The sequence below is a fragment of the Streptomyces siamensis genome (assembly GCF_039543605.1).
Taxonomy (GTDB): Bacteria; Actinomycetota; Actinomycetes; order Streptomycetales; family Streptomycetaceae; genus Streptomyces; species Streptomyces siamensis.
The window spans coordinates 749,237-771,995 of sequence record NZ_BAABKB010000002.1 but is presented as its reverse complement, the minus strand read 5'-3'; the positions used below and the strand labels follow the sequence as shown (position 1 = coordinate 771,995).

The window sequence follows — 22,759 nt, the reverse complement described above, 5'->3', positions numbered from 1 at the left end:
AATTCGGTTGAGGTAACGCGGGTGGAGTGTTCGACGATAGGGGGTGGTGCACCACCCGATCGCGTGCCGATCACCCAGCCGTCGACGACTCCGAGAGACCCCGCGTGCTCATACGACTCCTGCGTACCCACCTCAGTCCGTACAAGAAGCCCATCACCCTGCTGGTGCTGCTGCAGTTCCTGCAGACGTGCGCCACGCTCTATCTGCCCACGCTGAACGCGCACATCATCGACAACGGTGTCGTGAAGGGAGACACGGGCTACATCGTGTCCTTCGGGGCGCTGATGATCGGCATCTCGATGGCGCAGGTCGTCTGCAACATCGGAGCGGTCTACTACGGCGCCCGTACGGCGTCGGCGGTCGGCCGGGACATCCGGGCCGCCGTCTTCGACCGCGTCCAGTCCTTCTCGGCCCGTGAGGTCGGCCACTTCGGGGCCCCCTCGCTGATCACCCGCACCACCAATGACGTCCAGCAGGTGCAGATGCTGACGCTGATGACGTTCACCCTCCTGGTGTCGGCGCCGATCATGTGTGTGGGCGGCATCATCCTGGCGCTCGGCCTGGACGTGCCGCTGTCCGCGGTCCTCGTCGCCGTCGTGCCGGTGCTCGGCATCTGCGTGACCCTCATCGTGCGCAGGCTGCGCCCGCTGTTCCGCACCATGCAGACGCGGCTGGACACGGTGAACCGCGTGCTGCGCGAGCAGATCTCCGGCAACCGGGTGATCCGCGCCTTCGTCCGCGACGACTACGAGAAGGACCGCTTCCGCGGCGCCAACACCGAGCTGACGCAGACGTCGCTGGCGACCGGCCGGATGCTCGCGCTGATGTTCCCCATCGTCATGACGGTGGTGAACGTGTCGTCCATCGCGGTCGTCTGGTTCGGCGCCCACCGCATCGACAGCGGCGGCATGCAGATCGGTGACCTGACCGCGTTCCTCGCCTACCTCATGCAGATCGTGATGTCCGTGATGATGGCCACCTTCATGTTCATGATGGTGCCGCGCGCGGAGGTCTGCGCCGAGCGCATCGAGGAGGTGCTCGGCACCGACAGCAGCGTGGTCCCGCCGGCCGCGCCCGTCGTCGAGCTGCGCCGCCACGGCCATCTGGAGGTCAGGCGGGCCGGGTTCCGCTATCCGGGCGCCGAGGAGCCGGTCCTCAAGGCCATCGACCTGGTGGCCCGGCCCGGTGAGGTGACCGCCGTGATCGGCTCCACGGGCAGCGGCAAGTCCACCCTGCTGGGCCTGGTCCCCCGGCTGTTCGACGCCACCGAGGGCGAGGTGCTCGTCGACGGCGTGGACGTCGCGACCATCGACCCGAAGGTACTGGCCAGGACGGTCGGCCTCGTCCCGCAGAAGCCGTACCTGTTCGCGGGCACCGTCGCCAGCAACCTCCGGTACGGCAATCCCGACGCCACCGACGAGGAGCTGTGGCAGGCGCTGGAGGTGGCACAGGCCAAGGGCTTCGTCCAGACGCTGGAGAACGGTCTGGACTCGCCGATCGCGCAGGGCGGCACCAACGTGTCCGGCGGTCAGCGGCAGCGCCTCGCCATCGCCCGCACCCTCGTGCAGCGCCCGGAGATCTACCTCTTCGACGACTCCTTCTCCGCGCTCGACTACGCGACCGACGCGGCGCTGCGGGCGGCGCTCGCCGAGGAGACCGCCGAGGCGACCGTGGTGATCGTGGCCCAGCGGGTGTCGACCATCCGGGACGCCGACCGGATCGTGGTCCTCGACGAGGGCCGGATCGTCGGCAGCGGACGGCATCACGAACTGATGGCGGACAACGAGACCTACCGGGAGATCGTGCTCTCCCAGCTCACGGAAGCGGAGGCTGCCTGATGGCCGGGCCCATGGGACGCATGATGGCCGGGGGCGGCCCCGACCAGCGCTCGATGGACTTCAAGGGGTCGGGCAAGCGACTCCTGTCCCAGTTCAAACCGGAACGCGTCACGATGTGCGTGATGCTGGTCGCCGTCGTCCTGAGCGTCGGTCTCTCGGTGGTCGGCCCGAAGATCCTCGGCAGGGCCACCGACCTCGTCTTCGCGGGCATCATCGGACGGCAGATGCCGGCCGGGGCCTCCAAGTCCGAGGTCCTCGCCGGGATGCGGGAACGCGGCGAGGGCGGCATCGCCGACATGCTCTCGGGCACGGACTTCACCCCCGGCGTGGGCATCGACTTCGACGCCGTCGGCCGTGTGCTGCTGTTCGCGCTCTGCACGTTCCTGCTGGCCGGTCTGCTGATGGCGGTGGCGACGCGGATGGTGAACCGCGCCGTCAACAAGACCGTCTACCGGATGCGCGAGGACATGCAGGCGAAGCTCTCGCGGCTGCCGCTGTCCTACTTCGACAAGCGGCAGCGTGGCGAGGTCCTCAGCCGCGCGACGAACGACATCGACAACATCCAGCAGACCCTCCAGCAGTCGATGGGCCAGCTGGTCAACTCGCTGCTGACGATCGTCGGCGTGCTGGCGGTGATGTTCTGGATCTCGCCGTTGCTGGCGCTGGTCGCGCTGGTGACCGTGCCGCTCTCCTTCTACGTCGCCACGCGTGTCGGCAAGCGGTCGCAGCCGCACTTCGTGCAGCAGTGGCGCACCACCGGCAAGCTCAACGCCCACATCGAGGAGATGTACACCGGGCACACCCTGGTGAAGGTGTTCGGGCGGCAGGACGAGTCGGCGGCCCAGTTCGCCGAGCAGAACGAGCAGTTGTACGAGGCCGGGTTCAAGGCGCAGTTCAACAGCGGGGTCATGCAGCCGCTGATGATGTTCGTGTCGAACCTGAACTACGTGCTGGTGGCCGTGGTCGGCGGACTGCGGGTCGCCTCCGGCACGCTGTCGATCGGCGACGTGCAGGCCTTCATCCAGTACTCCCGCCAGTTCTCGATGCCGCTGACGCAGGTCGCCTCGATGGCGAACCTGGTGCAGTCGGGCGTCGCGTCCGCGGAACGCATCTTCGAACTGCTGGACGCGGACGAGCAGGAGGCCGACCCGGTTCCGGCGGCGCGCCCCGAGGAACTGCGCGGACGCGTGGCGCTGGAGCACGTGTCCTTCCGCTACGACCCCGAGAAGCCGCTCATCGAGGACCTGTCGCTGAAGGTCGAGCCGGGGCACACGGTCGCGATCGTCGGCCCGACCGGCGCGGGCAAGACGACGCTGGTGAACCTGCTGATGCGCTTCTACGACGTCACCGGCGGACGCATCACCCTCGACGGGGTCGACATCGCCTCGATGTCCCGGGACGACCTGCGGGCCGCCATCGGCATGGTGCTCCAGGACACCTGGCTGTTCGGGGGCACGATCGCCGAGAACATCGCGTACGGGGCTGGAAGGGAAGGGGCGGCGCGAAGCGCCTCCGGCAAGGGCGATGGTGGGCGACGGGTGGGCGTCACGCGCGGGGAGATCGAGGAGGCGGCGCGCGCGGCGCACGCCGACCGGTTCATCCGTACGCTGCCCGACGGCTACGACACCGTGATCGACGACGAGGGCACCGGGGTCAGCGCGGGCGAGAAGCAGCTGATCACGATCGCCCGGGCGTTCCTGTCGGACCCGGTGATCCTGGTTCTCGACGAGGCCACGAGCTCCGTCGACACCCGTACCGAGGTGCTGATCCAGAAGGCGATGGCGAAGCTCGCTCACGGGCGGACGTCGTTCGTGATCGCGCACCGGCTCTCCACCATCCGGGACGCGGACACGATCCTCGTCATGGAGAACGGGTCCATCGTCGAGCAGGGTGCGCACGCGGAGCTGCTCGCCTCCGGCGGGGCGTACGCGCGGCTGTACCAGGCGCAGTTCGCCCAGGCCGTGGCCGAGGTGGACTAGGGGGTTTCGCCCCCTCCGCCGCCCCCTCCCGGCCCTCGGCCCCGGGGGCCGGCGGAGGGGGCACCGGCACGTGCCGCGTCAGTCGAGGTAGCCGCGCAGCTGGTCCGCGAAGGCGTGGTCGCGCAGCTTGTTGAGGGTCTTCGACTCGATCTGGCGGATCCGCTCCCGTGTGACGCCGAAGATCCGCCCGATCTCCTCCAGCGTGCGCGGCCGTCCGTCCGCGAGGCCGTACCGCAGCTGGACCACCTTGCGCTCACGCTCGCCCAGCGTGGACAGCACCGCCTCCAGGTGCTCGCGGAGCAGCAGGAACGCGGCGGACTCCACGGGGGAAGCGGCGTCGCCGTCCTCGATCAGGTCGCCCAGCGCTACGTCGTCCTCCTCGCCCACCGGAGCGTGCAGGGACACCGGCTCCTGCGCCAGCCGCAGCACTTCGCTGACCCGCTCGCTGGGCAGGTCCAGGTGCGCGGCGACCTCTTCGGGCGTCGGCTCGTAGCCGCGTTCCTGGAGCATGCGCCGCTGCACCCGGACGACCCGGTTGATCAGCTCGACGACGTGGACCGGCACCCGGATGGTGCGGGCCTGGTCGGCGAGCGCGCGGGACATGGCCTGCCGGATCCACCAGGTGGCGTAGGTGGAGAACTTGTACCCGCGGGCGTAGTCGAACTTCTCGACGGCCCGGATGAGGCCGAGGTTGCCCTCCTGGACCAGGTCGAGCATGGTCAGGCCGCGCCCCACGTACCGCTTGGCGACGGAGACGACGAGCCGCAGGTTCGCCTCGATCAGACGGCGCTTGGCCATGCGGCCCATGACGACGAGCCGGTCGAGGTCGAGGGCGAGCTGGCTGTCCAGGTCGGGCGTGAGGCGGAGCTTCTCCTCGGCGAAGAGTCCTGCCTCCACGCGGCGGGCGAGTTCGACCTCCTCGGCCGCGGTGAGCAGGGGGATCCGCCCGATCTCGCGCAGATACTGGCGGAACAGGTCGGAGGAGGGCCCGGCGGTGTCCGTGGCGCGGCTGCGGGGCGCTTCGACCGGCTCGGGGGCCTCGGCCTCGGTCTCCGCCTCCCTCTCGACGGCACCGGGCGGCGGGCCGTCGAGTTCCGGCGGGCCGTCCGGCCCGGTCTCGGGGTGGTGCGCACCACGGCTCTGCGGGGGGACCGCAGTGACGGCGTCCGCCTCGGCGTCCGCGTCCGTGGTGGTGTCGGTCTGTGTGAGGGTCTGGGTCTGCACGGGGGCGACCTCCAGGAATGTCGCTGCTGAGGCGTGCGGCAGCGGTACGTCGGGGATGGGGTCGACGGCCTCGCCGCTGTCCATCCCGTAGTCGTGTGGCGGAACCGCGGGGATCGGGAACCCGTCGCGTGCGGGCCGGCCGCGCTCCGAGGACTCAGGCACCGGAACCCAGTGTGGAGTACGACACATCGCCGCCACGAGGGGCGTGCGGTGACTTTTTGCGTCCGGTCCGTGACCGCGTGGTTACCGTGGGGACGGGTGCGCGCTTTCCCGGACCTCAAACTGGTTGAAAGCTGCACGTGAGGGGGCAGTGGGGCGGCAGGAAGCGGAAGGCCGGGCACCGGTGCCCGGACCCCGGGCGCTCAGAGCGCCTCCGCGCCCCGCTCCCGCAACGCCTGCCCGTACTGCTGGAGGACCCACAACTCGTTCTGCACGGCGGCCAGCTGGGCCGGGTCGCCATGGGCGCTGAGCCGGGCGAGGGAACTCTGCACGTCGCGGACACGACGGTCGACGGCGCGGCGGCGGACCATGACGAGCTGGTCGCCCGCGTACCCCTCGTCGACGGTCTTGCGCAGGATCGCCTCGACGGCGAGTTCGGTGACCATGGCGCGGACCATGTCGTCCGGCGCGGCCTCACGGACCCGGACGAGGTACTCCTGGGAGTCCTGCACGCCGTACTCGGCGCCGCCCGCCTCCATGATCGCCTGGCGCACGGCGGCGTACGGCGGGGCGGTGAACTCGTCCACGCCGTACGCGTCGAAGGCCGGGGAGACCAGTTCGGGCCGCTGGAGGGCGAGTTTCAGCAGTTCGCGTTCGGTGGCGAAGACGGGGTTGCGCAGGGTGAGGGCGGGACCGCCCGCGGGTGCCTGGACGGCCGCGTACGCCTGCTGGGGCCGCGGTCCGGACGGCGCCGGGGTCCTGCCGCCCCGGTCGCGGGCCCAACGGGCCAGCTGGGCCACCCGCTTGACCACGAACTGGGTGTCGAGGATGCCGAGCATGCCCGCGAGTTGCACGGCGACCTCGTGCTGCGCGCCGCTGTTCTTGATGCGGGCGACGACGGGCGCCGCCTCGTCGAGGGCGGCGGCGCGGCCCGCCGGGGTCTCCAGGTCGTAGCGCAGGACGATCTGGCGCAGGGCGAACTCGAAGAGCGGCGTACGCGGTTCGACGAGGTCCGCGACGGCGTCGTCGCCCTTGGCGAGGCGCAGCTCGCAGGGATCCATGCCGTCCGGGGCGATCGCGATGTACGTCTCGGCGGCGAACTTCTGGTCGTCCTCGAAGGCGCGCAGGGCCGCCTTCTGGCCGGCCGCGTCGCCGTCGAAGGTGAAGATGACCCGCGCCGAGCCGTTGTCCATCAGGAGGCGGCGGAGGATCTTGATGTGGTCGCCGCCGAAGGCCGTGCCGCAGGTGGCGATGGCGGTGGTGACGCCGGCCAGGTGGCAGGCCATGACGTCGGTGTAGCCCTCGACGACGACCGCCCGGCTGCTCTTGGCGATCTCCTTCTTGGCGAGGTCGATGCCGTACAGCACCTGGGACTTCCTGTAGATCGCCGTGTCCGGCGTGTTCAGGTACTTGGGGCCGTTGTCCGACTCGTAGAGCTTGCGGGCGCCGAAGCCGACGACGTCGCCGCCGATGTCGCGGATCGGCCACATCAGGCGTCCGCGGAAGCGGTCGATGGGGCCGCGGCGGCCCTCCTGGGACAGGCCCGACAGCAGCAGTTCCTTGTCGGTGAAACCCTTGCCGCGCAGATAGCGGGTGAGGTGGTCCCAGCCCTGGGGGCTGTATCCGACGCCGAAGTGGGCCGCGGCGGCCTGGTCGAAGCCGCGCTCGGCGAGGAACGTGCGACCGGTGTCGGCCTCGGGGCTGGTGCCGAGCTGCTCGACGTAGAACTGGGCGGCCACCTTGTGCGCCTCCACCAGGCGGATGCGCTCACCGCGCTGGTGGGAGGGGTTGTACCCGCCCTCCTCGTACCGCAGGGTGATGCCGGCCTGGCCGGCCAGCCGCTCGACGGCCTCCGAGAAGGAGAGGTGGTCGACCTTCATCACGAACGTGATGGTGTCGCCGCCTTCCTGGCAGCCGAAGCAGTGGAAGAGCCCCTTGCTCGGGCTGACCTGGAAGGACGGGGACTTCTCGTCGTGGAAGGGGCACAGCCCCTTCAGGTTGCCGCCGCCCGCGTTGCGCAGCTGGAGGTACTCGGACACCACGGCGTCGATCGGGACCGCGTCCCGTACCGCCTTCACGTCCTCGTCGTTGATCCGTCCTGCCACGCATGAATTCTACGGTGGCGCACCGACAGTCCTGACGCCCAGGGGGATTCGTTCGGATCGGCTCGGACCGGGCCGCGGCGTCCGGTGCGGTGCATCGCAAGGCGGAGGATCACCCGCGCACCGGGCGTACTCGGGTGGTCCGACGACGCGGCGAGGTGCCGGGCGTCGCGGACCCGAGCCGATCCGAACGAAGCCCCCTAGGGGACGAGACCGTCGAGAGGGGTGTGCGGGTCGGCCAGCGCCTCGGTGTCCACCTGGGCCCGGGACCGCACCAGCCGCTGGATCGGCTCTGTGACGTCCCACACATTCACGTTCATCCCGGCCAGCACCCGGGCGTCCTTCACCCAGAACGCGATGAACTCACGCTTTCCGGCGTCGCCGCGGATCACCACCTGGTCGTACGAGCCGGGCGGCGCCCAGCCGCTGTACTCCATCCCCATGTCGTACTGGTCGGAGAAGAAGTAGGGGACGCGGTCGTACACCGTGTCGCGGCCCAGCATCGCGCGGGCGGCCGCCGGGCCCCCGTTGAGCGCGTTGGCCCAGTGCTCGACACGCACCCGGGTGTCGAACAGGCCGAGCGGGAAGGACGCCACGTCGCCGGCGGCGTGGATGTCCGGGTCCGAGGTGCGCAGGTGGGCGTCCACCACGATCCCGCCGCCGTGCGCGCGGTCGGCCAGCTCCAGGCCGGCCGCCTCGGCGAGGGCGACCCGCGGGGCGGCGCCGATCGCGGCGAGCACGTCGTGCGCGAGGTGCTCCTCGCCGTCGTCGGTACGGGCCGCGAGGACCACGCCGTCCTGGCCGATGATCTCGGTGAGCCGCGCGCCGAAGTGGAAGCGGACGCCGTGCTCGCGGTGCAGCTCGGCGAAGAGCTGGCCGAGCTCCGGGCCGAGGACCCCGTGCAGCGGGGTCGGCTCGGGTTCGACGACGGTGACCTCGGCGCCGTACTCCCGGGCCGCGGCGGCCACCTCCAGGCCGATCCAGCCGGCCCCGGCGATGACGATGTGGCCGTTGTCGCGGCCGAGGGCGGCGAGGACGCCCTTGAGGCGCTCGGCGTGGGCGAGGCGGCGCAGGTGGTGGACGCCGGCCAGGTCGGTGCCCGGGATGTCGAGGCGGCGGGGCTCGGCGCCGGTGGTGAGGAGCAGCTTGTCGTAGTGGACGAGGGTGCCGTCGTCGCCGAAGCGGACGGTCTTGGCGGTCCGGTCGATGGCGTCGACGGTCTGGCCGAGGTGCAGCTCGACGTCGTTCTGCGCGTACCACGCGGGTTCGTGCACGAAGACGCTGTCGCGCTCCTCCTTGCCGAGGAGGTAGCCCTTGGACAGCGGCGGCCGTTCGTACGGGTGGTCGCGTTCGTCGCCGATCAGTATCACGCGCCCGGTGAAGCCCTCAGCCCGGAGCGTCTCGGCCGCCTTCGCGCCGGCGAGACCTCCTCCGACGATGACGAATGTCTGATCCGCGTCGACCACTTGATGCCTCCTCGTAAGGATGTCGCCACATGCGAGCGTCCCGCACGGAGCGTGATGCGGGAAGAGGGTGTGGCCCGATCAGGCCACGCAGGGTCACACTCCTGCGGCCCCATGGGAACGCGTGGTGAGCCTGTGATGCAGGGAACGCGCCGAGGCGTCGGTGAGGGATGCGATCTGGTCGACGATCACGCGCTTGCGGGCGCGGTCGTCGGTCGCGTCGTCGAACAGCGCCCGGAACTGCGGATCCAGTCCGTCGGGGGCGCGTGCGGTGAGTGCCTCGGCCAGCTCGGCGACCACGACGCGCTGATCTGCGCGGAGCCGCTCCTGCTCGGCGCGCTGCATCACGTACCGGTGCGCGACGGCCTTGAGAACGGCGCACTCGTGACGGGCGGCGCGCGGCACGACCAGTTCCGCCGTGTACCTGCCGAGGCGGCCGCTGCCGTAGGTGGCGCGGGTGGCGCCCTCCGCGGCCAGGCAGAAGCGGCCGATGAGCTGGCTGGTCGCGTCCTTCAACCGGGCCTGCGCGACGGCCGATCCGTCGTACCCGTGGGGCCACCACTCCTGCTCCAGGAGCCGGTCCAGGGCCTCGGACAGCTCGGCGGGGTCGGTGTCCGCGGGGACGTAGCGGCCGATGGCGACCGCGAAGATCTCCTGCCGTTCCGGTTCGGCGTGCAGGCAGTTGGGGTCGATGTGGCCGGCGTGCAGACCGTCCTCGACGTCGTGGACCGAGTAGGCCACGTCGTCCGACCAGTCCATGACCTGGGCCTCGAAGCAGGTGCGGCTGCCGGGGGCGCCCTTGCGGATCCAGTCGAAGACCGGCCGGTCGTCCTCGTACACGCCGAACTTCGGGGACGTGGGGTCGGTGGGGTGGGCGCCGCGCGGCCAGGGGTACTTGGTGGCGGCGTCGAGCACGGCGCGGGTGAGATTGAGTCCGACGCTGACGAGGTCGCCTCCCCCGCCGGCGGCCGGTGCCACGACGTCGCTGCGCACGAACCTCTTGGGTTCGATCCGGGTGAGCAGCCGCAGGGACTGGGCGTTGCCCTCGAAGCCGCCGCAGTCCTCGGCGAATTCGTTCAGCGCCTGTTCGCCGTTGTGCCCGAAGGGCGGGTGGCCGAGGTCGTGCGAGAGGCAGGCCGCCTCGACCAGGTCGGGGTCGCAGCCGAGCGCGGCGCCCAGCTCACGGCCGACCTGGGCGCACTCCAGGGAGTGCGTCAGACGGGTGCGGGGGCTGGCGTCCCAGGCCTGGCTCCGGGTGCCGGGGGTGACGACCTGGGTCTTGCCCGCGAGGCGGCGCAGGGCGGCGGAGTGCAGCACGCGGGCGCGGTCGCGCTGGAAGGCGGTGCGCCCCGGGCGTTTGTCGGGCTCCAGGGCCCAGCGCTCCACGGCGGAGTCGTCGTACCCGCCGTGCGGGGCGTGGGGTCCGTGGCCGGTCCCGGACTGCGCGGGCCGTACGGGGCTCTCGGGGCGGTGGGGGCTTTCCGGGGTCTCGTGCGCCTGCGGTGCGGTGCCTTCCATGCCACCGACAGTAGACGCAGGCACCGACATCCGGGGCGTGGGCGTCGGCTACCGGCGGGGCGGAGCCGTCGGGTTCAGGCCGGGGTGAGAGCGCGTTCGGTGACGGTCCCGGAGGCCGCGACGGCCTGGTCGTAGCGGTGCAGGACGAGGCGGGCCATCGCGGGATGGTCGCCGAGCGGTGCGGCCGCGATCCAGGGAGCGGCCTCGGCGCACTGGGTGGCGAAGCGGCCGGGGGCGGTGAAGTACGAGGCGACGGCGATCCGGTGCCGGCCTCGGGCGGTGAGGGCGCGCACGGCCGCCTGGACGGTGGGCGAGGCGGCCGACGCGTACGCGGGGACGACGGGGACGCCGAGGCGCTCGGCGAGCAGGTGGGCGGTACGGCGGGTGTCGACGGCCGAGTCGGGGTCGCGGGAGCCGGCGGCGGCGAGCACCACACCGCTCGCGCGGCGGGCCGCCTCGCTGGTCCTGGTCCGCCAGCCCGCCTCGACGAGCCGTGCGTACAGCGTCTCCACGAGCAGCGGGTGCGGGCCGAGCGGGGCGGCGACGCGGGCCCGCAGGTGCGGCGCGGCGGCCACGGCCTCGGGGATGTCCTGCTTGACGTGGTAGCCGCGGCCGAGCAGCAGGGGGACGAGGACGGCGTCGCCGGCGGGCAGGGCGGCGAGGGTGTCGGGCAGCAGGGGCTCGTTCAGTTCGATGTGCCCCAGGCGCACGGGCAACTGGGGGCGCAGCTCGCGGACCCGCTCGACCAGGGTGCGCACGGTGGCGAGGGTGCGCGGGTCGCGGCTGCCGTGCGCCACGAGGACGAGCGCGGGGGGTGCCGGACGGCGCGTGCCGTTGAGCGAGACGAGGCTGAGCTGGCTGCCGAGCTGGCTGGTGATCCGGTTCATGAGTTGCGCCGTACTGTCGAGGTGGCCGTCGAGGAGGCTTTCCGGGTGGGCACCGCGCGGCGGCGGGCCGCCCGGGCGGTACGTGAACTCGTCGCGAGGAGTGTTCGACGCCGTCATGGAGCGATCCTGCCGGTACCAGGTTGCCGGGCCGTTGCGCGGGCATGACGGGTGTTTTCCAGGGGTTCACGCCGGGACGGACGGGCGGTGTGAGCGTGCGCGACCTGCGGGGACGGCGCCGCGAGTGAACCGGGTCACGTCTTGCGCCGTGAACCGGACGGCGTCCCGCCGCGTCCTGAAGGGGCGGGGCCACCTGGGGAGGGGACTGCGGAGATGCGCTTCGTGATGCCGCGTGCGGTGCGGCGGCTGCGCCGGCCGAGACTGCCGCGCACGCGGGCCGGACAGCGGCGGGCCGTGCAGGCGGTGATGCTGCTGTGCGTCCTCGCGCTGCTGCCCGCGACCTGGATGTACGTGGTGACGGGCGACCGGCTGCGCACGACGGCGGACGCCCCGCGCACGGACGTCGCGGTGGTCTTCGGCGCGGGCCTGTGGGACGGCGAGCCGTCCCCGTACCTCGCCCACCGCCTCGACGCGGCGGCCCGGCTGTACCGCGACGGTCGGATCAAGGTCGTCCTCGTCACCGGCGACAACAGCCGCGAGGACTACGACGAGCCGGACGCCATGCGGACGTATCTGACCGCGCGGGGTGTGCCCGACGGCCGCATCGTCAGCGACTACGCGGGCTTCGACACCTGGGACTCCTGTGTTCGGGCCCGGAAGATCTTCGGGGTCCACGAGGCGGTGCTGATCAGCCAGGGCTTCCACATCCGGCGGGCGGTCGCGCTGTGTCAGGCGGCCGGGGTGCGGTCGTACGGCATCGGCGTGGACGCCAAGCACGACGTCACCTGGTACTACGGGGGCACGCGGGAGATCTTCGCCGCGGGGAAGGCCGCCCTGGACGCGGTGTTCAAGCCCGATCCGCGGTTCCTCGGGCCGAAGGAGCCGGGGATCCCCCGCGCGCTGGCCGCCGCCGGCGAGTGACGGAGGGCGTGCCTCACGGCGGGCCGGACCCGGCCGGGAGGTCCCCGTGCCGATGGCGTAACGCGGCCCGACCCGGCGCGTAACACGCCCGACCCACGCTGAGCGGTATGAACACCTCCGCGACGCCCACCCACTGCCCGTACTGCGCCCTGCAGTGCGGGATGAACCTGACGCCCGTCTCCGGCGGGGTCGAGGTGACGGAGCGCGCGGACTTCCCGGTGAACCGGGGGGCGCTGTGCGGCAAGGGCCGTACCGCGCCCGAGCTGCTGTCGTCCCGGGTGCGGCTGACGTCGCCGCTGGTGCGCAGGGCGGGTGTGCTGGAGCCGGCCGGCTGGGACGAGGCGCTCGACCGGATCGCCGCGGGTCTGTCGCGCACGCGCGCGGAGCACGGCCCGGACGCGTGCGGCGTGTTCGGCGGGGGCGGACTGACGAACGAGAAGGCGTACGCCCTCGGAAAGTTCGCCCGCGTCGTCCTCGGCACCTCGCAGATCGACTACAACGGCAGGTTCTGCATGTCGTCCGCGGCGGCGGCCGGGATCAAGGCCTTCGGTCTCGACCGGGGGCTGCCCTTCCCGCTGGAGGACGTGCCGCGGACCGGCTGTGTGATCCTCGTCGGCTCCAATCTCGCCGAGACGATGCCGCCGGCGCTGCGCCACCTCACCGAGCTGAAGGAGAACGGCGGCACGCTGATCGTCGTCGACCCGCGCCGGACGCGTACGGCCGAGCAGGCCGATCTGCACCTCGCGCCGCGCCCGGGTACGGATCTGGCGCTGGCGCTCGGGATGCTGCACCTGGTCGTCGCCGAGGGGCGCGCCGACGAGGAGTACATCCGGGACCGGACGAGCGGCTGGGAGGACGCGCGGGCGGCGGCCATGGCCCACTGGCCGGAGTACGTGGAACGGATCACGGGGGTGTCCGTTCCACGGCTGCGGGAGGCCGTGCGGCTGTTCTGCGAGCCGGAGGCCGCGATGGTGCTCACCGCGCGCGGGCCCGAGCAGCAGTCCAAGGGCACGGACACGGTCGGCGCGTGGATCAACCTGTGCCTGGTCACCGGGCGGGCGGGGCGGCCGTTGTCCGGGTACGGCTGTCTCACCGGGCAGGGCAACGGGCAGGGCGGGCGCGAACACGGCCAGAAGGCCGACCAGTTGCCCGGCTACCGCAAGCTGACCGACCCGGAGGCGCGCCGGCACGTGGCCGAGGTGTGGGGCGTGGACCCGGACACCCTGCCCGGCCCCGGACGCAGCGCGTACGAACTCCTCGACGCGATGGGCACGGACATCCGTTCGCTGCTGCTGATGGGGTCGAACCCGGTGGTCTCCGCGCCGCGCGCCGCACACATCGAGGAACGCCTCGCCTCGCTCGACTTCCTGGCGGTCGCCGACGTCGTCCTGTCGGAGACGGCCGCGCTCGCCGATGTCGTCCTGCCGGTCACCCAGTGGGCCGAGGAGACCGGCACGACCACGAACCTGGAGGGCCGCGTGCTGCTGCGGCGTCAGGCGCTCACCCCGCCGCGGGGTGTGCACAGCGATCTGTACGTGCTGCGCGAACTGGCCGCCCGCCTGGGCGTGGAGAAGGGCTTCCCGGCGGACCCGGAGGAGGTCTTCGACGAACTGCGCAGGGCGAGCGCGGGCGGGACGGCGGACTACTCGGGGATCACCTACCGGCGGCTGGCGGAGGAGAACGGCGTGTTCTGGCCGTGCCCGGCGCCGGAGCCCGCCGGGGCCGTCGCGCCGGCCCGCACGGACGGTGCCGGGACCGACGGAACCGGCCGCACGACCGGAGCCTGCGGGACCGACGGGACGACCCGCACGACCGGCGCCGGGCCCGGGGCCGCCGGTGAGTGCGACGACTGCGAGGACGCCTCGCTCGACGTGTTCGAGGACGACCCCGCGGGGGACGTCGGCGCGGTGCCGGGCGGCGGCAGCGGCCCCGCTGCGGCGGACGGGGACGACGCGGCGGGGACGGGCGCCGGCCCGGCGTGGGCGGGAGGCGGCGCGGCACCGGCCGCCGACGGCCCCGCACGGGCGGGCGACGGCGCGGGCGTGCACCCCGGGACGCCGCGCCTCTTCCTCGACCGCTTCGCCACCGAGGACGGGCGGGCGCGGTTCGTGTCCGTGTCGCACCGGCCGGTCGCCGAGGAACCGGACGACGAGTACCCGGTGCTGCTGACCACCGGCCGGGTCGTGGCGCAGTACCAGTCGGGCGCGCAGACCCGGCGTGTCGACGAGCTCAACGCCGCCGCCCCCGGCCCGTTCGTGGAGATGCACCCGCGGCTGGCCGAACGGCTCGGGGCGCGGGACGGGGACGCGGTGGCCGTCGTGTCGCGGCGGGGCCGTGCCGTGGCACCGGCCCGGATCACGAGCACCATCCGACCCGACACCGTGTTCATGCCCTTCCACTGGCCGGGCGAGGGCCGCGCCAACACCCTGACCAACCCGGCCCTCGACCCGACGTCGCGCATGCCGGAGTTCAAGGCGTGCGCGGTGCGTCTGGAGGCCGTCGAGCGGTGACCGTCCGGAGCGCGCCCCGCGGAGGAGCCGTGGGCCGGTGCGCCGCCCGTCCGCTCAGCACCGCGAGCGCCAGTCCCCGCCCGTGATCCGCGTGCCCCGGGCGCGGAGGCGGGCCGCGACGGCGGGAGCGGCCACGTACACCCAGGCGCGGACGCACGCGGCCCCGTCCGCGCGCACGACGTCGCGCGCCACCCGCTCGTAGAGGTTGCGCGGATCGCCGGGCGCGTACTCCTCCAACCGGTCGAGGGCGGCGAGCAGTTCCTCGTACTCCTGGGGCAGCGCGGTCACGAGTTCGCCGCTCACCACTCCGCCGGACTCCTCGACGGCGTACGGGTATCCGGGCCCGTCGTAGAGCACGACGTCCCGCATCCGGACCGGTTCCTCGGACTGCGTGCGGCCCCGCAGGAACAGGTCGTGGTTGTGCTCGCCGGGGCGCAGGGTGCCGTAGACGAAGAAGGGGAGTCTCACCCGGCGGTCTCCTCCTCCAGCCATCGCAGGTAGTCCGCGCCGCCCCGGACGATCTCCGTCGCGATGATCTCGGGGGTGTCGTAGTCGTGCGCCCGCCGCAGATACGCCTCCAGTTCGTCGTAGCGGGCGCCCGTCGTCTTGAAGAGCACCTGCCACTCGGCGGCGGTCTCGATGTCGCCCCGCCATCGGTAGACGGACGTGACCGGTCCGGAGATCTGCGCACAGGCCGCGGCCCGCGCCTCGACCGCGCCGCGGGCGAGCGCCTCGGCCTTGTCGGCGGCGTCGGTCGTGGTCAGGACGGTCAGCCAGGCGGCCGTGGCCATGATCGGCTCCCTCGGGGTTCGTCGCGGCGGTTCCCGCACGGCCTCGTCGGCGGCTGTCTCCGAGGCCTTTGCAGAAACGATTCTCACCCCTCACACACCCACACACATCCATCAGTGCGCGCTATGGACATGACATGTCATGGACCTTTAAATCTGTGACGACATCAGCGCCTCCCCCCACGCGCCCAAGGCGCCTTCCCAAGGAGACCGATGAGTCGGACACGGCACATCCGAGGTTCCCGTCTCGCCACCGCGGGCATAGCCGCGACCACGGCCACACTGCTGGCCGCGGCACTGGCCCCGGCCGCGAGCGCGGACGGCAGACCGAGCAGGGCCACCGCCCTCGCGAACGCGGCGTCGGCGCTCGTGGAGCACGCCACGAGCCTGGGCCTCACCTCCGCACAGGACACCTCCGTACGGGACGTCGTCGTCGACAAGGACGGCACCCAGCACGTCCGGTACGACCGGACCTACCGTCAGCTGCCCGTGCTGGGCGGCGACTTCGTGGTCCACCTGGCTCCGGGCGGTGCGTACCGGAGCGCCGACCGCGCCACCCGCAGCCCGCTGTCGCTGCCGAGCGTGACCCCCGGCCTGGCCGCGCCCAAGGCCGCCGACCTGGCGGTGAACGCGCTGCGCGCCGCGAACCTGGGCGAGACCCTGAAGAAGATCACGGCCAAGCCCCGGCTGGTCGTCGACGCTCTGCACGGGGCACCGAAACTCGCCTGGCAGACCAACGTGGTGGCGCAGGACTCGCTCGGCAACCCGGTCGCCCGCAGCGTCCTCACCGACGCCCGTACCGGCGCGCAGATCGACGCCTGGGACACCATCGAGACGGCGACCGGCGACGGCCAGTCGCTCTACAGCGGCACGGTTCCGCTGGAGACCACGCTGTCCGGATCGACGTACCAGCTCAAGGACCCCACGCGCGGGAACACCTACACGGGCGACGCGGCGAACAAGACGGACCTGTGCATCTTCGGGATCTGCTTCAGCCGCGCCCCCGCGACGCTGTTCACGGACGCCGACAACCACTGGGGCTCGGGCACCACGTCGGACCGCTCCTCGGCCGCCGTCGACGCCCAGTACGGCACGAACGAGACCTGGGACTACTACAAGAACGTCCACGGCCGCAACGGCATCGCCGGCGACGGCAAGGGCTCGTACAACCGCGTGCACTACGGCAACAACTACAACAACGCGTTCTGGGACGACAGTTGCTTCTGCATGACGTACGGCGACGGCGACGGGACGACGTTCGGCCCGCTGGTGGCGCTGGACGTGGCCGGTCACGAGATGTCGCACGGCGTCACCTCGAAGACGGCCGCCCTCACGTACTCGGGCGAGTCCGGCGGCCTCAACGAGGCGACGTCGGACATCTTCGGCACGATGGTGGAGTGGTACGCGAACAACTCCTCCGACGCCGGTGACTACCTGATCGGCGAGAAGATCGTCCGTTCCGGCTTCGGCAAGCCCGCCCTGCGCTTCATGGACAAGCCCTCCAAGGACGGCAACTCGGCCGACTGCTGGAGCAGTTCGGTGGGCAACCTCGACGTCCACTACTCGTCGGGCGTCGCGAACCACTTCGCGTACCTGCTGGCGGAGGGCAGCGGCGCCAAGACGGTCAACGGCGTCAGCTACAACTCCCCGACCTGCAACGGGTCGACGGTCACCGGCATCGGTCACGACAAGGTCGGAAAGATCTGGTACCGCGCGCTGACGGTCTACATGACGTCCTCGACCAACTACGCGGGCGCCCGTACGGCCACGCTGAACGCTGCGAAGGACCTGTACGGCGCGGGCAGCGCCGAGTACAACGCGGTCGCGGCCGCCTGGTCCGCGGTGTCCGTGGCCTGACCCCGCGACACCCTCGACCGTGCATGGGCAGGCGTCGACAGGACGCCTGCCCATGCGTGCGCACCGGGCCCGGATCGGTCGCCGACCCGGGCGGGGCGGGCCGCCCCCACGGACCGGCGGAAGCGAGCGGCAGTCCCTCGTCACCCCCGCGAACCGGCCGCCCTTGTCCTCCGGGCTCCGCCGGGGCCACGCTCCGGCCCGCTATCCCGCGTACGGCCGCCTCTCCTTGGCCTCCCGCAGAGCCCGTGCCCACCAGGCCAGTTGGTCCAGCATCGCCGTGGCAGCGGCGGACGGGCCGGCCGGGTCGCGCGGCCGGCCACCGGGGTCGAAGGCGCCTGCCGCGCCGTGGAAGGACACCGTGTCGCGCACGGTCACGGCGTGCAGTTCGGCGAAGACCTGCCGGAGGTGTTCGGCGGCGCGGAGACCTCCGGAGATGCCGCCGTAGGAGACGAGGGCGACCGGCTTGGCACGCCACTCGGTGAAGTGCCGGTCGATCAGGTTCTTCAGACCCGCGGGGAAGGAGTGGTTGTACTCGGGGGTGAGGACCACGAAGGCGTCCGCGGCGTCCAGGGCCGGTGACACCTTCGCGAGCGCGGCCGCCACCGACGGCGACGGGTCGTGCGAGAGCGCCGTGGGAAGCGAGGCGGCTGCGACGTCGACGACCTCGACGGCGAAGTCGTCGCGTTCCGCGATGCGCTCCAGCAGCCAGTCGGCGACGACGGGGCCGAAGCGGCCCTCCCGGTCACTGCCGACGACCACCGTGACCCGCACCGGGGCCTCGGGTACGGCGGACGCGGCCGGGGCGGCGAGCGGCCCGGGGGCCGGGACCGGCACGGAACCCGAGACCGACGCGGAGGCCGGGAGCACGGGGTCGGACGCGGACGCGGAGTCGGGTGCGGCCTCGGAGCCGGCGGCCGGCGGGGAGACGGGAGCCGTGGTTTCGGCTGTGGCTGTGTTCATGACGCACACCCTCATACCTCAAGCTTTGTTGAGGTCAAGCCGACGAAGCCGCCACCCCGCGCCGGGCCCCGCATCCCCGCCTCCCCGTCTCCCCGCCGAAGCGGCGCCCGGTCACCCGTTCACACCTTCGCCAGCCCCCTTCGGGCTCTTTTCCGCGACGCGCCGGTCGCAGACCGGTGACCTGCTGGAACGCCGTGGAACCAACCCGTGTGGCGCTCCGCCCTGACACCCGTTCACCTCATTTTTGACGGTCCATCAGGAAGCGGGTTCGGTCGTGTGCCACTTACCTCGGTAAGGCAGGGGCGTGACCGACGCAGCGGCACTTGGGGGTGTCGCGGGCCGCGCCCCCTCGGAGGAGCAAGCACGATGCGACGTACCGCCCGGATGCTGACCGGTACCGCGCTCGCCGTCGCCGCCGCGGGTCTCGCCACGGCGCCCGCGTACGGCGGTGAGACCGGAAGGCTGGAGGTGTTCCCCTCGACCGTCGTCCCGGGCGCGGGCGTCACGGTCAACACGGCGGCGTGCGGCGCGGCCGCCGCGGCGGCGGGCGATGCCAGCGCGGTCGGCGCCGGCACGTTCCCGCTGGCCCCGAGCGCTCACGAGAACGACGCGATCGGACAGTTCCGGGTGCCGCCCAGCGCTCAGCCGGGGACGTACGAGATCGTCGCGCAGTGCGCGGGCGGCAAGCAGGTCACGGGTGACCTGATGGTGACCCTGACGTCCGCGCGCGAGCAGGTCCAGCCGCGCGGACTGGTGAAGACGGGGGTCGGTGGCGCTCTGGGCACCGATCCCGTGCAGACCGCGGCAGGAGTGGCGGCCCTGGCCGTCGCCGCCGCGGGCGGTACCTGGCTCCTGCATCGCCGGGCGAGAGGCGACGGGATCTGACGGACACCCTCCGCTGTCCGTCCGCCGGTACCGCCGTCCCCTCCCCCTCCGTGGCCCGACGCCCCTCGCGGCCCGGAGGGGGAACGGGACCCGACCCGACCGACCCACAAGGATCCAGGAGAGAGCGCGGTCTTGGACATATCCCGCCAGGAGGCTCACGTGCGCCCGGTCAGCAACACAGCGATAGCGTCCGTCACCGTGGTCGCCCTCTGTTCCGGCGCCTTTCTGCTGCACAGCGGCGCCGAGACGAACGCGCCGCCCCAGCCGTCCGCCGCCCAGGCGGCGGCACCCGGCGCCGGTGACCGGCGGCCCGCCGCGCCCGCGCTGCCGCACTCCCCGCCGGAGCGCATCCGCATACCCTCCATCCGCGTGGACGCCCCACTGATGGGTCTCTCCCTCACCCCGCAGGGCAGCCTGGACGTCCCGCCCGCGGAGCAGAAGAACCTCGCCGGCTGGTACGAGGCCGGCACCACACCGGGCGAGCGGGGCACCGCGATCGTCGCGGGACACGTCGACAACTCCGAGGGCCCCGCCGTCTTCTACGACCTCGGCTCCCTGAAGAAGGGCAGCGTCATCGAGGTGGCGCGACGCGACGGTGGCACGGCCGTCTTCACCGTCGACTCCGTCGAGGTGTACGACGCCCGCGACTTCCCCGACGACAAGGTGTACGGCGCCGCGAAGCGCCCCGAACTGCGCGTCATCACCTGCGGCGGCGGCTATTCGAAGACGACCGGGTATAAGGGCAACGTCGTCGTCTTCGCCCATCTGACGGGGAACCGCGCGGCCTGACCGACGGCGCCCGCGTGGTCCTGCGGCGGCCGTTCCCCGCCGCGACAGAGGTGCGCCGGAGGACTAGCCTGGAAGGGGCAGTTCTTCTCCCCGGCCTGAGTGTTGGGGCCTCGGCCGGGAGCTGGGAGGGCCCTGATGAGGCCGATAGCGAGAGTCTGCGTCACCGCCGTGTCAGCCATCGCCCTGAGCGGCGGATTCACCAGCACGCAGGCGCGGGCGGACGATCCGGACGAGATCTTCGAGAAGGTGGCACCCGCGACCGTGCAGGTGCTGGCCGGCGGCGAGGCCGACGGCACCGGCGTCGTCTACGACGCCGAGAAGGGGCTCATTCTCACCAACGACCATGTGGTCGCCGGTCAGACCTCGCTCCAGGTCCGGATCGAGGACGGCGGGCCCGTGCCCGTGCGGGTCGTGGCGGCGGATCCCTGCGAGGACCTGGCGATCGTGAAGCTCGCCACCCCTCAGGACGACCTCAAGGAAGTCGAGTTCGGCGACAGCGGCGACCTCAAACAGGGCGACCAGGTGACCGCGATCGGCTATCCGGTCGGCGCGGGCGACACCAGTCACGAGAAGGCGGTGCTCACCACCGGCGTGGTGCAGTCCCCCGAGGTCTCGCAGACGGGGCAGGTCAGCTCGCCCAACCTGTCGTCCACCGTGCAGCATTCCGCGACCCTCAACCCGGGCAACTCCGGCGGCCCGCTGCTGAACAGCGACGCGAAGCTCGTGGGCATCAACACCTTCAGCATCGAAGGCACCCAGGGGCAGTACTACTCCATCGCGGGCGACCACGCCAAGCCCCTCCTGGAGGGGCTCGCCGAAGGGAAGAGCAAGAACAATCCCGGGTGGCAGGGGCTGGTCGCGCTGAGCGACCCCAACTTCGCGTCCTACTTCCCCGGACAGGAGACCGAGGCGACGAAGCTTCAGAAGGCCGTCGCCGCCAAGGGGATCGACGGCGTCTATGTGACGAGCGTGGACGGCCACTCCGTGGCCGCCAAGGCGAACATGGCGGCCGGTGACGTGATCACCGACATCAAGGACACGAAGGTCACGACGCTCCCGCAGGTGTGCGACATCCTTCAGTCGTCCGCACCGGGCGAGAAGATCGACGTGCTCGGGGCGTACACGAGCGACACGGAGTTCCAGGACGGGACGTCCGCCAAGGCCGGGGACACCTGGAGCGCCACCGTCACGCTCGGCCGGTGAACCCCGTCCGGACCGGACGCCGCGGCCTGGTCCGAGCCGATCCGAACCAAACCCCTAGGCGACCCACTGCTGGTAGGCCATGTTCGCCACCAGCGCGAACACCACCGTCAGCAGCACGACGCGGACGAACCCGCTGCCCTTCTTGAGCGCGGTGTGTGCCCCGACGGTGCCGCCGACCAGATTGAAGACGGCCATCAGCGCGGCGAGCTGCCAGTGCACCGTGCCCTTCCAGGCGAAGGTCGCGAGGGCACCCGCGTTGGTGCAGCAGTTGACGATCTTGGCGGTGGCGGAGGCGGTCACCAGGTCGAGGTGGAGGAGCGCGGTGAGGGCGAGCACGAGGAACGTGCCCGTGCCGGGGCCGATGAGCCCGTCGTAGAAGCCGATGCCGAGGCCCGCCAGCCCGATCGCCGCGAGGACGCGGCGCGCGGAGACGGGCGTCGTCGGGGGCGCCGTGCCGAAGGCGGGCCTGAGGATCACGAAGGCGCCGACACCGAGCAGGACGACCATGACGACCGGCTTGAGCACGTCCGTGCTCAGCCCGGCCGCGACGAACGCGCCCGCCGTGGAACCGGCGAGCGCCGCGAGCCCGATCCGCACCGCGAGGCGCACGTCGACGGGCGCCTTGCGCGCGTACGTCACCGCCGCGCCGGTCGTGCCGACGATCGCCACCGCCTTGTTGGTGCCGAGCGCGTACGCCGCCGGGGTGCCGCTCGGCAGTCCGAGCAGCAGCGCGGGGAGCAGGAGCAGCCCGCCGCCGCCCACCACCGCGTCGATCCAGCCGGCCGCCAGCGAGGCGAGGCAGAGGACGACGACCATGGTCAGCGATATGTCGGGCATGATCGCGACCCTACGGACGAGGTAGATGTGCAGTCCATCGATCCGGTGAACCTTGAGCGACTTCTGAGCTTCAGCGCACCGAGTCCAGATAGCGCAGGACCGCGAGGACCCGGCGGTTGCCGGTGTCCGACGGCGGCAGGTCCAGCTTCACGAAGATGTTGGCGACGTGCTTCTCGACGGCCCGCTCGGAGACGGTGAAGGAGGCGGCGATCGCGTGGTTCGTGCGGCCCTCGGCCATCAGTGCGAGGACCTCCCGCTCCCGGGGGGTGAGCGTGTCGAGGGCGCCCGCCCGGCGGCTCGCGCCGAAGAGCTGCGCGACCACCTCCGGGTCGAGGGCCGTACCGCCGCGGGCGACACGCTCCATGGCGTCCACGAATTCACCGATGTCGACGACGCGTTCCTTCAGCAGGTAGCCGAACCCGGCCGGTTCGCTGAGCAGTTGCGCCGCGTACGTGGTCTCGACGTACTGCGAGAAGACCAGCACCCCGGTGCCGGGGTGGTCCGCGCGCAGCCGTACGGCGGCCCGTACCCCCTCGTCCGTCTGTGTGGGCGGCAGCCGGATGTCGACGACGGCGACGTCCGGCCGGTGCTCGGACACCGCCGTCAGCAGCGTCTCCGCGTCCCCCACGGCGGCGGCGACCTCCACCCCGCGCAACCGGAGCAGCTGGGCCAGCCCGTCGCGCAGCAGGGCGGAGTCCTCGGCGATGACGACGCGCATATGA

At 72.1% G+C, this 22,759-nt stretch carries 18 protein-coding genes; 8 read left to right on the top strand and 10 right to left on the bottom strand.

From position 1 onward, the window contains the following. Positions 1–104 precede the first annotated feature (104 nt). On the top strand, positions 105–1,838 hold the full coding sequence (locus ABEB03_RS06080; protein WP_345642331.1) for an ABC transporter ATP-binding protein: 1,734 nt from the start codon (positions 105–107) through the stop codon (positions 1,836–1,838). Then, complete coding sequence (locus ABEB03_RS06075) at positions 1,838–3,817, top strand: ABC transporter ATP-binding protein (protein WP_345642328.1); 1,980 nt, start codon at positions 1,838–1,840, stop codon at positions 3,815–3,817. Before ABEB03_RS06080 ends, ABEB03_RS06075 begins: the two co-directional genes overlap by 1 nt. A gap of 78 nt (positions 3,818–3,895) precedes the next feature. Here ABEB03_RS06075 and ABEB03_RS06070 read toward each other — a convergent pair whose 3' ends face one another. From ABEB03_RS06070 to ABEB03_RS06050, 5 genes are all read right to left on the bottom strand, one after another. Then, positions 3,896–5,203, bottom strand: coding sequence for an RNA polymerase sigma factor (locus tag ABEB03_RS06070; protein WP_345642325.1), 1,308 nt, complete (start codon positions 5,201–5,203; stop codon positions 3,896–3,898). A gap of 200 nt (positions 5,204–5,403) precedes the next feature. Continuing rightward, positions 5,404–7,305 (bottom strand): DNA primase, encoded by a 1,902-nt coding sequence (gene dnaG / locus ABEB03_RS06065; protein WP_345642322.1) that lies wholly within the window; start codon positions 7,303–7,305, stop codon positions 5,404–5,406. Positions 7,306–7,502: 197 nt separating this feature from the next. Beyond that, positions 7,503–8,768 carry an NAD(P)/FAD-dependent oxidoreductase gene (locus tag ABEB03_RS06060; protein WP_345642319.1) on the bottom strand — a complete coding sequence of 422 codons (1,266 nt, stop codon included), beginning with the start codon at positions 8,766–8,768 and terminating at the stop codon, positions 7,503–7,505. A gap of 93 nt (positions 8,769–8,861) precedes the next feature. Next, entirely contained in the window at positions 8,862–10,283 is a 1,422-nt protein-coding gene (locus tag ABEB03_RS06055; protein ID WP_345642316.1) for a deoxyguanosinetriphosphate triphosphohydrolase, read from the bottom strand. Positions 10,284–10,357: 74 nt separating this feature from the next. Further along, positions 10,358–11,287 (bottom strand): sirohydrochlorin chelatase, encoded by a 930-nt coding sequence (locus tag ABEB03_RS06050; protein ID WP_425589189.1) that lies wholly within the window; start codon positions 11,285–11,287, stop codon positions 10,358–10,360. A gap of 213 nt (positions 11,288–11,500) precedes the next feature. Between ABEB03_RS06050 and ABEB03_RS06045 the strand changes: the two genes are divergently transcribed. Together ABEB03_RS06045 and ABEB03_RS06040 are read left to right on the top strand one after the other, a co-directional pair. After that, positions 11,501–12,208 (top strand): SanA/YdcF family protein, encoded by a 708-nt coding sequence (locus tag ABEB03_RS06045; protein WP_345642313.1) that lies wholly within the window; start codon positions 11,501–11,503, stop codon positions 12,206–12,208. Between the two features lie 107 nt (positions 12,209–12,315). Next, positions 12,316–14,718, top strand: a complete 2,403-nt coding sequence (locus ABEB03_RS06040) for a molybdopterin oxidoreductase family protein (protein ID WP_345642308.1) — start codon at positions 12,316–12,318, stop codon at positions 14,716–14,718. A 54-nt stretch (positions 14,719–14,772) separates the two neighbouring features. On the opposite strand, the gene ABEB03_RS06035 is transcribed toward ABEB03_RS06040, so the two are convergent. Further along, positions 14,773–15,186: a gamma-glutamylcyclotransferase family protein gene (locus ABEB03_RS06035; RefSeq protein ID WP_345642303.1), complete on the bottom strand. Its 414-nt coding sequence runs from the start codon at positions 15,184–15,186 to the stop codon at positions 14,773–14,775. After that, positions 15,183–15,509: a divalent-cation tolerance protein CutA gene (gene cutA / locus ABEB03_RS06030; RefSeq protein ID WP_345642300.1), complete on the bottom strand. Its 327-nt coding sequence runs from the start codon at positions 15,507–15,509 to the stop codon at positions 15,183–15,185. Before cutA ends, ABEB03_RS06035 begins: the two co-directional genes overlap by 4 nt. A gap of 210 nt (positions 15,510–15,719) precedes the next feature. On the opposite strand from cutA, the gene ABEB03_RS06025 reads away from it, so the two are divergent. After that, the gene (locus ABEB03_RS06025; protein ID WP_345642297.1) at positions 15,720–17,363 is read left to right on the top strand and encodes a M4 family metallopeptidase; all 1,644 of its coding nucleotides are present in this window, start codon (positions 15,720–15,722) and stop codon (positions 17,361–17,363) included. A gap of 201 nt (positions 17,364–17,564) precedes the next feature. Here ABEB03_RS06025 and ABEB03_RS06020 read toward each other — a convergent pair whose 3' ends face one another. Then, positions 17,565–18,323: an NADPH-dependent FMN reductase gene (locus ABEB03_RS06020; RefSeq protein ID WP_345642294.1), complete on the bottom strand. Its 759-nt coding sequence runs from the start codon at positions 18,321–18,323 to the stop codon at positions 17,565–17,567. A 366-nt stretch (positions 18,324–18,689) separates the two neighbouring features. Here ABEB03_RS06020 and ABEB03_RS06015 point away from each other — a divergent pair, with 366 nt between their 5' ends. The 3 genes from ABEB03_RS06015 to ABEB03_RS06005 all read left to right on the top strand — a co-directional run bounded on the left by ABEB03_RS06015 (position 18,690) and on the right by ABEB03_RS06005 (position 21,200). Beyond that, positions 18,690–19,208, top strand: a complete 519-nt coding sequence (locus tag ABEB03_RS06015) for a hypothetical protein (RefSeq protein ID WP_345642292.1) — start codon at positions 18,690–18,692, stop codon at positions 19,206–19,208. 159 nt (positions 19,209–19,367) lie between these two features. After that, positions 19,368–19,997, top strand: a complete 630-nt coding sequence (locus ABEB03_RS06010; protein WP_345642289.1) for a class F sortase — start codon at positions 19,368–19,370, stop codon at positions 19,995–19,997. Positions 19,998–20,165: 168 nt separating this feature from the next. Then, a complete protein-coding gene (locus ABEB03_RS06005; protein ID WP_345642286.1) occupies positions 20,166–21,200 on the top strand; it encodes a S1C family serine protease in 1,035 nt (344 codons plus the stop codon). A gap of 54 nt (positions 21,201–21,254) precedes the next feature. On the opposite strand, the gene ABEB03_RS06000 is transcribed toward ABEB03_RS06005, so the two are convergent. Beyond that, a complete protein-coding gene (locus tag ABEB03_RS06000) occupies positions 21,255–22,037 on the bottom strand; it encodes a sulfite exporter TauE/SafE family protein (protein ID WP_345642283.1) in 783 nt (260 codons plus the stop codon). Between the two features lie 70 nt (positions 22,038–22,107). Then, positions 22,108–22,755 (bottom strand): response regulator transcription factor, encoded by a 648-nt coding sequence (locus ABEB03_RS05995; RefSeq protein WP_345642280.1) that lies wholly within the window; start codon positions 22,753–22,755, stop codon positions 22,108–22,110. Positions 22,756–22,759 lie beyond the last annotated feature (4 nt).

What these genes read in the sequence shown, in the direction of transcription:
- ABEB03_RS06045 (WP_345642313.1), top strand. Translation starts at nt 11,501, where the DNA reads ATGCGCTTCGTGATGCCGCGTGCGGTGCGGCGGCTGCGCCGGCCGAGA.
- ABEB03_RS06075 (WP_345642328.1), top strand. Translation starts at nt 1,838, where the DNA reads ATGGCCGGGCCCATGGGACGCATGATGGCCGGGGGCGGCCCCGACCAG.
- ABEB03_RS06040 (WP_345642308.1), top strand. Translation starts at nt 12,316, where the DNA reads ATGAACACCTCCGCGACGCCCACCCACTGCCCGTACTGCGCCCTGCAG.
- cutA (WP_345642300.1), bottom strand. Translation starts at nt 15,509, where the DNA reads ATGGCCACGGCCGCCTGGCTGACCGTCCTGACCACGACCGACGCCGCC.
- ABEB03_RS06020 (WP_345642294.1), bottom strand. Translation starts at nt 18,323, where the DNA reads ATGAACACAGCCACAGCCGAAACCACGGCTCCCGTCTCCCCGCCGGCC.
- ABEB03_RS06000 (WP_345642283.1), bottom strand. Translation starts at nt 22,037, where the DNA reads ATGCCCGACATATCGCTGACCATGGTCGTCGTCCTCTGCCTCGCCTCG.
- ABEB03_RS05995 (WP_345642280.1), bottom strand. Translation starts at nt 22,755, where the DNA reads ATGCGCGTCGTCATCGCCGAGGACTCCGCCCTGCTGCGCGACGGGCTG.
- ABEB03_RS06025 (WP_345642297.1), top strand. Translation starts at nt 15,720, where the DNA reads ATGAGTCGGACACGGCACATCCGAGGTTCCCGTCTCGCCACCGCGGGC.
- ABEB03_RS06055 (WP_345642316.1), bottom strand. Translation starts at nt 10,283, where the DNA reads ATGGAAGGCACCGCACCGCAGGCGCACGAGACCCCGGAAAGCCCCCAC.
- ABEB03_RS06015 (WP_345642292.1), top strand. Translation starts at nt 18,690, where the DNA reads ATGCGACGTACCGCCCGGATGCTGACCGGTACCGCGCTCGCCGTCGCC.
- ABEB03_RS06050 (WP_425589189.1), bottom strand. Translation starts at nt 11,287, where the DNA reads ATGACGGCGTCGAACACTCCTCGCGACGAGTTCACGTACCGCCCGGGC.